Here is a 12,161-nt window from a genome sequence, read left to right as displayed (position 1 = left end):
GTATCGGCTACGGCCTTGCCTGCCAAGGCATTTGCGATCGCTGCTATTGATGACGGCGGACCGCTCGGGCAGGATCGACACCGTGCGCGGCGGCAGGCGCCTGCGACCAGCAGAAGGGTGCTCGCGATGGGTGGATACGACAGTCCGCAGACCGTTCTGCGCACCTACCTGTCGAGTGTGCAGGCCGGGAAGTGGGCCGAACTGCCCGAGCTGTACGCCGAGGACGCGGTGGTGCGCCACCCCTTCGCCCGTGGCGCGTCGGCGCTGCTGCGCGGGCGCGACGCGCTGTGTCAGCACTTCGCCGAGCTGGCCGGATTCGGGATGAAGCTGTCCGCGCGCGATCTGGTCGTGCACGAGGGCGCCGACCCGGAGCGGGTGATCGGCGAATTCGTCTACGACGGAATCGGCAGCGACGGTGAGTCGTTCGAGATGGCGGCCTGCTTCGTCTGGCGGGTGCGCGACGGCCTCATCGTCGAGTCGCACGACTATCTCGACCAGCCGCGCCCGATCGTGGAGTGACATGACCGCCATCTACGACCGCACCGGCCGCACCTACGCGCGCACCAGGCAACCCGATCCGCGGATCGCCGCGACGATCGCCGACGCACTGCGCGGCATGGATTCGGTCGCCAATATCGGTGCGGGCACGGGTTCCTACGAGCCGGACCGGACCGTGCTCGCCGTGGAGCCGAGCCGGGTGATGATCGAGCAGCGCCCGGCGGGCCGCGCACCGGCGGTGCGCGCGGTCGCCGAGGATCTGCCGATCGGCAGCGACGCCGTCGATGCCGCGCTGGCGGTGCTCACCATCCACCACTGGCGTGATCTCGCGCGCGGTATCGCCGAGTTGCGGCGCATCGCCCGCCGCCGCGTGGTCGTTCTCACCTGGGATCACCTGGTGTGCCGCGAATTCTGGCTGCTGCGCGACTATTTCCCGGCCGCGGCCGACACCGACGCGAAAATCGCGGTCCCCCTGCCGGATCTGACCGCGTTGCTCGGGGAGTCGACGACCGTGCCGGTGCCGGTGCCGCACGACTGCGTCGACGGGTTCGGCGGCGCGTTCTGGCGCCGCCCGCACGCCTACCTCGACGGCACTGTCCGCGCGGGCATGTCGATGTTCGCCCTCACCCCCGAACCGCTGCTGCGCGAGGGCCTGTCCCGCCTGCGCACCGACCTCGACACCGGCGCCTGGCACACCCGCTACGCCGATCTGCTCGACGAGCCCGCCCTCGATCTCGGCTATCGCCTCGTCATCGCCGACCTGTCGTCGTGAGCCCGCGACGGGAGCGACCATCGAGCGGCCGACGGTGTCCGGCGCAAGCGGCAGGTGCGGTCGCGGCCGGAAGGTCGAGGGTGGACTGCGGTGTTCGTCATAGTGCCGCCCGCGCGGGGATGGCGTCGTGAACTCGACGACGAATCGAACTCGAGCGGCTGAACTGGGCAGACAAGGTAGGGGACGGGAGTACTCACCATTTTCCCCTTCCAACTTATAACGCACCCGGGGACTTGCGGCAAGGCCCCGGTCGTACCGCACAATCATCGGCCTGGACCGAATCCCGTGGAGGCGGGCGGTTCGACGCGGTGGCCGAGGGATGTGAAGGAGTGTGGGTATGACCGAGCATGCGGGTGCTGTGTCGCAGGGGTACGACGACGAATTGCGGTCCGAGCGTGACTATGTGGCCGGGCTGTACGAGCGCCTCGACGCCGAGCGTGCGCGGGTGAAGGGCAACTACAGCGCGGCGCTGCGCAGTACCGGCGGCACGCTCGTCGACCGGGACGTCGAGGTGCGTGCGCTGGCCAAGGAGGCCAAGCGGCTGGATATCGCCGACAGCGGGCTGTGCTTCGGCCGGTTGGACACCCTGACCGGCGAGCGGTCCTACATCGGCCGCATCGGCATTTTCGACGAGGACGACGAGTACGAGCCGCTGCTGCTGGACTGGCGGGCGCCCGCGGCGCGCCCGTTCTACGTGGCCACCGCCGCGAACCCGGAGAACATGAGTCGGCGCCGCCAGTTCCATTCGCGCGGGCGGCAGGTGGTCGATTTCACCGATGAGGTGCTCGGGCGTCCCGGTGCCGCCGACCGCGGGGACGCGGCGCTGCTCGCGGCGGTCAACGCGCCGCGCGGTGCAGGCATGCGCGACATCGTGGCGACGATCCAGGCCGAACAGGACGAGATCATCCGCCACGAGCACGCCGGGGTGATGGTGATCGAGGGCGGTCCCGGCACCGGCAAGACGGTGGTGGCGCTGCATCGGGTCGCCTACCTGCTCTACACCCAGCGCGAGCGGATGGAACGCCACGGTGTGCTCGTGGTCGGGCCGAATCCGGCGTTCCTGAACCACATCGCGCGGGTGCTGCCGTCGCTGGGCGAGTCGAACGTGGTGTTCATGACGACGGGCGATTTCGTGCCGGGGCTGCGCGTCACCGCCGAGGACGGCGAAGAGGCCGCGCGGCTGAAGGGTTCGCTGAAGATCCTGGAGGTGCTCGCGGCGGCGGTCGCCGATCGGCAGCGGTTGCCGCAGCGACCGGTGGAGATCGAACTGGCGGATGTGACGGTGCGCATCGATGCCGAGACCGCCGAATGGGCCAGGGAGGAGGCGCGGGCGAGCGGGCAGCCGCACAACGCGGCGCGGTCGGTGTTCCGCGAGATCATCACCTACGTACTGACCGAGCGGGCGATCGCGCGGATCGGGAAGGGCTGGCTGACCAGGTCGGACCGTGAGGCGTGGGAGCAGATGCGCGCCGACCTGATCGAAGAGCTCGCCGAGAACGCGACGTTCACCGCCGTGCTCGATGAGCTCTGGCCGATTCTGACGCCGGAAACGGTACTGGCGCAGCTGTATTCGTCACCGGAGCGGTTGCGTGCCGCGGGTGCGGGCGCGGCGCTGTCGCGCACCGACGGTGCGGCATGGACGGTGTCGGATCTGCCGCTGCTCGACGAGCTCGTCGATCTGCTCGGCCGCGACAAGGACGCGGACCGTGCCGCCGAGCAGGCCGCCGCGCGGGAACGGCGGGCCGAGGTCGAGTACGCCGCGGGTGCGATGGACACCCTCGTCAAGCGCGAGGACCTGATGGACGACGAGGATCACCTGATCGCCTCGGACTTGCTCTACGCCGAGGATCTCGCCGACCGTTTCGTCGAGCGCGACACCCGCGAACTCGCCGAACGCGCTGCCGCGGACCGGGATTGGACCTACCGGCACATCGTGGTCGACGAGGCGCAGGAACTGTCGGAAATGGATTGGCGGGTGCTGATGCGGCGCTGCCCGAGCCGGTCGTTCACGGTGGTCGGCGATCTGGCCCAGCGCCGGTCCGCGGGCGGCGCCCGGTCGTGGGACACCATGTTCGACCCGTATGTCCCCGGCCGCTGGATATATCGGTCGCTGACTGTGAACTACCGCACCCCGGCGGAGATCATGTCCGTCGCCGCCGCGGTCCTGGCCGATTTCGCCCCCACCGTCACGCCGCCGGAATCGGTGCGTTCATGCGGCGTGCAGCCGTGGTCGCGACACATCACCGACGACGAATTGTCCACTGTCATCGACGAATTCGTCCGCAACGAAGCTGGCCGCGAAGGAACGAGCGTGGTCATCGGGCCCCCGGACGTGCCCGGTGCGGTAGCCGCCTCGGAAACCAAGGGCCTGGAATACGATGCCGTCCTGGTCGTCGATCCGGATCGGATCCTCGCCGACGGTCCGCGCGGCGCGGCCGAGCTGTATGTCGCTCTCACCCGCGCCACCCAGCGCCTCGGCGTCGTCCACCGGAGCCCACTGCCGCCGTCGCTGAGTGGTCTCGCGGAGATCGAGGCGCCGGTGCACTGACGGATGCTGCTCTGCCTGGCGTCCACGGACGCCAGGCAGAGCAGTGGCGCTAGTTCCGCGCGGCCAGGATCTGGGTGAGGTAGTCCGGGGTGCCGTCGATGCGCTGCAGGTGCGGGTAACGGAGGCCGTCGTGATAGTCCAGTTCGATGGTCCGTGTCTGATCGAAGTCTTTGACCTGCAAGCGGATCGGTGCGGGGTCTGTCTTGGCCGCCTCGATCGCGGCTTCCATCGTGGCTTGGGAATAGGGGGCGTCGTTGACCGAAACCACCGTCATCCCGGAGCCGACCTTTGCCTTGAACGCGGGTCCGTCCCAGCGCACGTCGGTGACCTTGCCTTCACCGGAGAGGTTGAGACCGATCGAGTAGGTGTAGTTGACGGCGCCCTCGGCGTCTTTCCGCTGCGCGGTGAGCAAGGCGCCCGGGTTGTTGTCGTAGACCAACTTCCACCCCGTCTTCTCGACACTCGAGGCGAACGGTACCTTTCCGTCGATGCGATCGCGCAGGTACTTCGCCCAATCGTCGGGGACAACGCCGTTCAGTGTCGAGACGACGTCGTCGAAGTCGTAGGTGTTCTGCGACATCCACTTACTGTCGTCGACACCGAAGAACGCGCGCGCGAAATCATCGAGTGACTTCGTATTCCCCGACAGTTCGCGGATACGCGCGTCCACCCCGAGCCACACCAGTTGCCCGCCCTGGTAGTAGTCCTCGCTGAGCTGCCACGACCGATACGGCTTCGGACGCCGCTGAGCGATGATGGGATCGTTGGTGGTGTCCTGCACACTGCGCCAGGTGAGTCCGAGCCGGTTATCGGTGTAGGTGGCGACTACCGAAGCCAGCGCATCACGAGAGATTTCCGCGGATCGCAAGCCGGACCGGCCGGTGAGCACGTTGCCCCAATACTGCGTCTGTCCCTCGTAGACCCACAACAGGCTGTCTTGCATCGGGACGTTGTAGTTGGGTGTCCACAGGTCTGCCGGGCGTCGGAACTTGCCGTTCCAGGAATGGGTGTACTCGTGCCCGAGCAGATCGGCGCTGCCGACCTCGGGGTTCCACCCGGTGAAATAGTCCGTGGGCTGGCCGTTCTCGCTGGATCGCTGGTGTTCCAATCCGTTGGAGCTGAGCTGCTTCGACAACGACAGCAGGAAGTCGTAGTGGTCGTAGTGCTGTGAACCGTACAGTTTCACGGCCTGTTGCACGAGAGCCCGGTGCAGCTCGATGTGCTCGGGCTTGGCTTCGAGCTGCTCCGGCGCGTCCGCGAACACTTGCAGCCGCACCGGGGTTTTCGCGCCGGGAGCCAGGTCGAACTCCTTGTGATAGCGCCCCGCGTACACGGGCGAATCGACGAGGATGTCCAACGGAACAGGCTTGTAATTCACGGTGTCGCCGTTCTTGCCCGCGACCTCCAGCGCGGTTCCGGCCTCGAATCCCGGCGGGTAGGTAACGCTCGCGACGAAGGGAATGTCACTGGCGGGAACACCGGCCGGATAGAGGACCACGGCATTCCACTGCAAATTCAGCATATTCGGCGTCATCACCACGCGCCCTTGCGTGGCATCGGTGGGGGTGAGGTACTGGAAGCTCGCGTCGATTGATTCCACGCCGTCGGGCACGGTAACCGTGAACGCATACACGTTCAGCGGATCACGCTTCCACTCCAGCTTGTTCTCGCTGCTGGAGAAGGTGATGCCCGCGATCTTGTCGATCGGACCGGACGGAGAGTGGTTGCCCGGCAACCACTGCGGAAAAAGTAACTTCACCTCGCCCGGCTGAACGGGGATCGTCTGTTTCACCTGAATCACGCGCTGCGGCAGATCGGTCACGTCGACCGCCACCGAGATCGGTTTCTGATTCGCCCGCGCTTCATCGGGCTTGTCGCGGAAGCCGAAGTAGAGCGAGCCTGCCAGGAGAAGAAGAACGACAACGCCAACCGCGCCGATGATACGAATTTTGGACAACGACACTCCCCGAGTCACCCAGACGATCCTGTCGACACCACGAATACCCGTAATGCCCGCCCTCGGCTGGTGTTCATCGGCCAAGGACGTCCCTTAGTTGCTGAACTGAAGGTCGATACTACGAGGGTTGGTACCGTCGCGTGCGAGGAGCGAGTGTGGGCTGCGTCATACCTGCGTCATACCTGCGTCATCGACGCGGATCGGTCGCCGATGACGCTGTCGATGCCACACTTCGGGCAGGTCACTCATCGCCGCGGTGATCGGTGGTCGATCCGTCGGTGAAGGAGCGGGTGCTTTCGATCTGTTCGCGGAGGATGTCGGCATGGCCGGCGTGGCGGGCGAACTCTTCGATGGCGTGCAGCAGGATGAATCGGACGGTGACGGGGCCGGCTTGGGGGTGGTGCTTGATGTATTCGAGGTTGTAGTCGGCGGCGATTTCATCGGAGCGTCGGCTGGCTCGTTCGAATTCGGCGATCACGTCGTCGACGGTTTCGTCGTCGGCGACAGTGAAGCTCGGGTCGCCGGGGGTGGCGGGGCCGTCGCAGTCGGATTCGTCGAGTCCGGCGAGGAAGTGCTGGAACCAGAATCGTTCGGCGGCCGCCGCGTGTTTGATGAGGCCGATAGGGGTGGTCAGCGAAGGGACCAGCCGTCGCCGCGCATCCTGCTCGGAGAGTCCGGACACCGCGTCGATGAGGGCGGTGCGGTTGTCGGCGAGCATGCTCTCGATGAGGACCCGCTCCGATCCGGTCCTGATGCGTTGTCGTTGTGCGGCCATCATCATCCAAAATACCTGTTACAGGCCGAGTTTGGTAACGGCGTTGTCTTCGAGGGGGTTCGCGGTGCGGATGTAGTTGTGGACGGTGCGCGGGTTGGACCAGCGGCCCTGGCGCATGATTTCGCGGTCGCTGGCGCCGCCGAGTGCGGCTTGGGTGGCGAAACCCGCGCGCAGGGAGTGGCCGGAGAACAGGGTGGGGTCGAGGCCGGCGCGGGCGGCGTAGCGTTTGACCAGTTCGGCGACGGCGCGGCCGGACATGGGGTCGGCGCCGATGGCGCCGTGGCGGGTGATGGTCGGGAACAGCGGCAGGTCGGGGTTGTCGGCGAGTGCGGTGCCGCCGAATCCGTGGCAGCGGTGGATATCCGGTGTGGTGACGGTATGGGTGAGCCAGGTGCGCAGGTCGGTGTCGCCGGTGTGGATCTCGAGCAGGCGCACCCAGTCGGCGAAGGCGCAGACCGGACAGGTGTGCGGGCGTTGGCCGCGGGGCAGCGCGACCCGCTGTTCGGCGACACCGGTCGGGTCGGTTTTGGTGGTCGGCAGGTGGACGAGCAGTACCGGTTCGCCGGTGGCGTGGTCGACGTGCACGCGCACGTCGGCGATGCGCAGGCCCGCGAGTTCGCTGCGCCGCAGCGCGCCCGCGAAACCGATCAGCAGTACGAGAGTGTCACGGCGGCGGGCGGATTCGCGCGGCCAGCCCGGTTCGGGTAGCCCGGCCAGCAGTTGATCGAGGGTGTGCAGCAGGACGGGGCGTTTGCGGGTCGGCGGGGTGCGCCGGGTGCGCCGGATGCCGCGCAACGTCAGCCGCACCACATCGGAGCGGGTGGGTGCGGCCAGTCCGTTGGCGGCGTGGACCGCCGCGACGGCCGCCGACTTCCGTTCGAGGGTCGCCGCGCTGAACGCCCATTCGCCCGAATCCTTGCGCGCGTCGGCGGCCGCCGCGAGATACACCGCGACATCGAGCGCGTCCGCGGGCAGCGCCTGGCGCCCTTCCGCCGCGCACCACGCCGACCACGCGATCCAGTCGGTGCGGTAGGCGCGCAACGTATTCGCCGACTGCGAGGCCTCCAGATAGCGTCGCAGCGATCCGGCCTGCTCGTCGTCGAAGCGTTCCCGCACCAGCCGCAGCGCCGCCGCGTCCACCAGCACACTGCGTACCCCGCGCCGCAATTCGGTGCGCACCGTCTCCGGCACGGCCACCGTCGCACGCTCATCCATGGTTCGGAATCCCGCAGGTACCCATGGGATTCGACCCTACGGCAGGTGCGGGCCACCCTGGCTCCGCGACGCGGCGCCAGGCCAGTAATCTGCGTGCATGGCAAGGGATGAGCGCGGTGTCACCGCCCAGAGCGAAGATTTCGCTGCCTGGTACAACGAGGTGGTCTTCAAGGCCGGACTCGTGGACCGAGGCCCGGCCAAGGGCACCATGGTCATCCGACCGTACGGGTATCGGATGTGGGAGCTGTTGCAGGCCGAACTCGACCGCCGGATCAAGGATACCGGCCACGAGAACGCCTACTTTCCGTTGCTGATCCCGGAAAGCTATCTGAGTCGCGAAGCCGAACACGTCGAAGGGTTCTCCCCGGAGCTGGCGGTGGTCACCCACGCGGGCGGTAAGGAACTCGAGGAGTCGCTGGTCGTGCGGCCGACCTCGGAGACCATCATCGGCGAGATGATGGCGAAATGGGTGAGCTCGCATCGGGATCTGCCGCTGCTGCTCAACCAGTGGGCGAATGTGGTGCGCTGGGAGCTGCGGCCCCGAATGTTCTTGCGCACCACCGAATTCCTGTGGCAGGAGGGCCACACCGCGCACGCCGACGAGGCCGGCGCGCGCCGGGAGACCATGCTCGCCCTCGACATCTATCAGGAGGTCGCGCGGGATTTGGCCGCGATGCCGGTGATCGCGGGGGAGAAGACGCCCGGCGAACGGTTCGCGGGCGCGGTGGCGACCTACACCATCGAGGCCATGATGCGCGACGGCCGTGCGCTGCAATCGGGCACCTCGCACTACCTCGGCACCAACTTCGCGACCGCGTTCGATATCCGCTACACCGGCGAAGCGGGCCGAGACGAGTTGTGCCACACCACATCCTGGGGTATGACGACCCGGATGATCGGCGCGATCGTGATGACGCACGGCGACGACAAGGGCCTGGTGTTCCCGCCGCGGCTCGCACCCCATCAGGTGGTGATCGTGCCGATCACCCGCGGCGGCAACACCGAGGTCGAACAGGCCGCCGACGAGCTGGCGCGGCGGTTGCGCGGCGCCGGTGTGCGCACCCATGTCGATGCCCGTCCGCAGCTCAGTCCCGGGTTCAAATACAACGAGTGGGAGATGCGCGGCGTCCCGATCCGGCTCGAACTGGGTCCGCGCGACCTCGAGGCGGGCACCGTCATGCTGGTGAAACGCCTTGGCGAGGAAGGCAAACGGGCCGTATCCATCGACGAGCTGCCACAGCTCATGCCCGCGATCCTGGACGAGTTCCAGCAGCAACTGCTCACCCGTGCAACGGAATTCCGCGACAGCAACACCCGAACCGTGGACAGCTGGGCGGATTTCGCCGACGCGGTCGCCACCGGATGGGCGCTCGCCCTGCACTGCGGCACCCCCGCCTGCGAGGAGGACATCAAATCCGGCACCGCCGCCACCCCGCGCTGCATCCCCCTCGACGGCGCACCCGCGTCGGGGATGTGCGTGCGCTGCGGCGCGGCCTCGGCCTACGGCAAGCGAGTGATCTTCGGCCGCGCCTATTGAGTTGGGCAGAGGCCGGCGTGAACAGGTCCAGCCGGTGATCCGGTCAGGAGTGGCTTGCCGTCAACGGGCCTCGCGGGTGAGAAACGCCGTCGGTACCCCGGGCGGTGCGACGATGGCCCGTGTCAGGTCGATGATTCTTGATCGGCATCGCATCCGGGCAATCCGCCGATGCGATGGCTGCGACTACTGCACGAACAGCTACGGCACAGCGGAGGAGGAAAACTGAGTTGGCACTCCTATCGGAAGTGGATTCATCGCCACGAATACGCGCGATCGTCGGGCGTCACTATCGAATGAACGACCACTACGAGGTCGGCCGGGAGAAGATCCGCGAGTACGCGGGCGCGGTGCAGGACTATCACCCGGTCCACTGGGACGATACGGCCGCGGCCGAGTTCGGTTACGGCGGGCTGGTGGCGTCGCCGACGTTCATCGGCCTGCTCGGCGCGGCCGCGCAGCGGGCGCTCATCGATCTGCTCGACGGCTACAACCTGACCACCGCGGTGCAGACCGATCAGGTGATCGATTTCCATCGGCCCGCGATCGCGGGCGATCGGCTGACCAGCAATCTGGCGCTGGTGTCGTTCCGTCAGGCCTTCGGCGGTGATCTGATCGTCGTCCGCAACACCGTCACCGACGATCTGGACGATCCGGTGTTCACCGCGCACACCAGTCTCATCGCGCGCTCGGAACCGCCGGAGAACAGCGACCAGCTCACCGAGTACATGTCCGGTGTGATCCGGCGCGACCTCGACGCCGTCCCGAAGGGCAGGGTGGAGCTGTGGCCCGAGGATCCGCGTGAACCGGCGGGGCCACCGCGGATCAGCGCGCGGGTCAGGGCACGGACCTCGGTCGCGGCCGGTGACGAATTGCCGACGCGGGTGGTCGAACTCACCGTCGGCGATCTGGTGCACTACGCGGGTGTGGCGGGCGATCCGAATCCGATCCATTGGCACAGCGGCGCCGCCGAGGCGGTCGGTCTCGAGCATGGCATCGTGGCGCACGGCATGCTGACCATGGCCTACGGCGCCGGTTTCGTCACCTCGTGGCTGGGTGATCCCGGCGCGCTGCGCCAGTACAGCGTGCGGATGACCAGCCCGGTGCACGTGCCCCTCGATCGGCCCGCCAGCATCGAGTACACCGGTCGCGTCAAGTCGGTCGACGAATCGGGCGCCGCGACCGTCGCGCTGACGGCACTGCACCAGGGCCGCAAGATCTTCGGCCGCGCCACCGCGGTGGTGCAGCTGTCCTGAACCGCACACGAACCCGCCGCCCGGCGAAAGCTGGTGCCGGGCGGCGGGATTCGGTGCCGGTACTACTTGGCGAGATCGCCGTGGTAGGTGAAGTCCTCGACGGTCTTCGTGGCGCCCGCCTTGGTCGCCGCGCGGGCGGGCGGGTCGATGCTGTAGGCGTAGGTCGCGATCGAGTAGGCGATCGCGCCGGTGTTCACCTGCATTGCTTTGTCGTTGATGTTGTCCTTGGTGTCGCAGGCCGAGTGGTAGCAGGCGTCATACGGTTTGCCCGCTTCGCCGCCGAACATCTGCTGCTCCTCGGGCGTCTTGATGCCCTCGGCGCCGGTGAACAGGCCACCGGAGGGGATGCCGACCGCGATGAACGGACCGTAGTCGGAGCGGCCGTCCAGCGGTGTGCTGACGTGCGGGATGCGCAGGAAGTCGAAGTAGCGGGCGAAGGTCTTCTCGATCTCGACCGATCCGGCCGGTCCCGCGCTGCCGTCATAGATCTTGTACGCGAAGTTGGGCGAACCGATCATGTCGAAGTTGAGGTAGAGCGCGATCTTGGCGCGGTCCGCCTCGGACAGGGCGGTCACGTAGTGCTGCGAGCCGAGCAGGCCGAGTTCCTCGGCGCCCCACCAGGCGAAGCGGACCTTGTTCTTGGTGGGCAGCTGGGCCATTCGCAGCGCGACCTCGAGCTGTCCGGCGCTGCCGGAGCCGTTGTCGTTGATGCCGGGGCCTGCGAGCACGGAGTCGAGGTGCGCTCCCGACATCACGACCTTGTCCGCGTTGCCGGTCCTGGATTCGGCGATCACGTTGCTGGTCTTGCGAGTGGTGCTCTCGGTGTCGGTCTTGAGCTTGACGACCGTGTTCGCCGGGGAGTTGAGGTCCTCGCCGATGGCGAAGCTGGTGCCGACCACCGGAATGGTGAACCCGGGGCCGCCGAGTGTGCCGGAGAAGGCGTCGGTGCGGCCGGGCTGTCCCTCGTTGAAGATGATCACTCCGACCGCGCCCGCGTCCTGGGCATTCTTCGCCTTGACGGCGAAAGTACAGGTGCCGCGCTGGATCAGGGCGATATTGCCCTTGGTGAAGGAGGCGAAGTCGGCGGTCTCACAGCCGGAGGTCGACGAGCTCGGTTCCGGTCCTGGCGGCAGCATCAGATCCACGCCCTGGACCGTCGCCTGCACATCGCCGGAGCCGGAGTAGGTCAGGGTGGCGAAGTCGCCGATTTCGGCGGCGCCGGGCGGGGTCGGCTTGTAGGTCTTGGCGTCGGGGGAGACCTGGTTCATGACCGCTGTCGACTTCTCCCGGAAGAACGGGAAGTCGAAGTCCTGCACCGTCACCTGGTAGCCGGCGCCGCGCAGTTTGCCTGCCACATAGTCGCGGGAGGCGTCGAAGCCGGGCGTGCCCGAGGCGCGGGTGCCGCCGTTGGCCGTGGCGATGGTCTGCAGCTGCTGTAGGTGCCGGTTGATGTTGGACGTCTGAACCGATTCGGCCAGTTGCCGTTCGGGGGGTGCGCCGGGGTCGGCGTGTACCGACCCCATGAGCGCGAGTGAGAACGCGAGCGGCAGAGCACCGGCCGCGGCGATGACGCGACCTGTCTGACGGAAAGTGCGGGGCATGTCAG

9 protein-coding genes are annotated in these 12,161 nt (G+C 67.4%); 5 read left to right on the top strand and 4 right to left on the bottom strand.

Translation table 11 applies throughout. The features are described 5' to 3' along the window. Nucleotides 1-126 precede the first annotated feature (126 nt). The 3 genes from ACIG5A_RS06870 (at nt 127) to helR (ending at nt 3,818) form a co-directional block, all read left to right on the top strand. Nucleotides 127-519, top strand: coding sequence for a nuclear transport factor 2 family protein (locus ACIG5A_RS06870; RefSeq protein ID WP_397238547.1), 393 nt, complete (start codon nt 127-129; stop codon nt 517-519). A 1-nt stretch (nt 520) separates the two neighbouring features. Continuing rightward, on the top strand, nt 521-1,270 hold the full coding sequence (locus ACIG5A_RS06865) for a class I SAM-dependent methyltransferase (RefSeq protein WP_397238545.1): 750 nt from the start codon (nt 521-523) through the stop codon (nt 1,268-1,270). Between the two features lie 337 nt (nt 1,271-1,607). Beyond that, the gene (gene helR / locus ACIG5A_RS06860; protein ID WP_397238543.1) at nt 1,608-3,818 is read left to right on the top strand and encodes an RNA polymerase recycling motor ATPase HelR; all 2,211 of its coding nucleotides are present in this window, start codon (nt 1,608-1,610) and stop codon (nt 3,816-3,818) included. Nucleotides 3,819-3,867: 49 nt separating this feature from the next. On the opposite strand, the gene ACIG5A_RS06855 is transcribed toward helR, so the two are convergent. From ACIG5A_RS06855 to ACIG5A_RS06845, 3 genes are all read right to left on the bottom strand, one after another. Beyond that, nucleotides 3,868-5,781: a M61 family metallopeptidase gene (locus ACIG5A_RS06855; RefSeq protein WP_397238845.1), complete on the bottom strand. Its 1,914-nt coding sequence runs from the start codon at nt 5,779-5,781 to the stop codon at nt 3,868-3,870. Nucleotides 5,782-6,016: 235 nt separating this feature from the next. Then, nucleotides 6,017-6,556, bottom strand: a complete 540-nt coding sequence (locus tag ACIG5A_RS06850) for a DinB family protein (RefSeq protein ID WP_397238540.1) — start codon at nt 6,554-6,556, stop codon at nt 6,017-6,019. Between the two features lie 12 nt (nt 6,557-6,568). Beyond that, nucleotides 6,569-7,765, bottom strand: a complete 1,197-nt coding sequence (locus ACIG5A_RS06845; protein ID WP_397238538.1) for a site-specific integrase — start codon at nt 7,763-7,765, stop codon at nt 6,569-6,571. Between the two features lie 97 nt (nt 7,766-7,862). On the opposite strand from ACIG5A_RS06845, the gene proS reads away from it, so the two are divergent. Both proS and ACIG5A_RS06835 read left to right on the top strand, forming a co-directional pair. Next, entirely contained in the window at nt 7,863-9,302 is a 1,440-nt protein-coding gene (gene proS / locus ACIG5A_RS06840; protein ID WP_397238536.1) for a proline--tRNA ligase, read from the top strand. A gap of 173 nt (nt 9,303-9,475) precedes the next feature. Next, nucleotides 9,476-10,555, top strand: a complete 1,080-nt coding sequence (locus ACIG5A_RS06835; protein WP_397238534.1) for a fused (3R)-hydroxyacyl-ACP dehydratase subunits HadA/HadB — start codon at nt 9,476-9,478, stop codon at nt 10,553-10,555. A gap of 62 nt (nt 10,556-10,617) precedes the next feature. Here the strand turns inward: ACIG5A_RS06835 and ACIG5A_RS06830 are convergent, their stop codons facing one another. After that, nucleotides 10,618-12,156, bottom strand: coding sequence for a M28 family metallopeptidase (locus tag ACIG5A_RS06830; RefSeq protein WP_397238532.1), 1,539 nt, complete (start codon nt 12,154-12,156; stop codon nt 10,618-10,620). Nucleotides 12,157-12,161: the final 5 nt, after the last annotated feature.

It is taken from the genome of Nocardia sp. NPDC052566, from assembly GCF_044547285.1.
Lineage (GTDB): Bacteria > Actinomycetota > Actinomycetes > Mycobacteriales > Mycobacteriaceae > Nocardia.
Note: the sequence above shows the minus strand (reverse complement) of the source record. Positions and strands in the feature narration are given on the sequence as shown.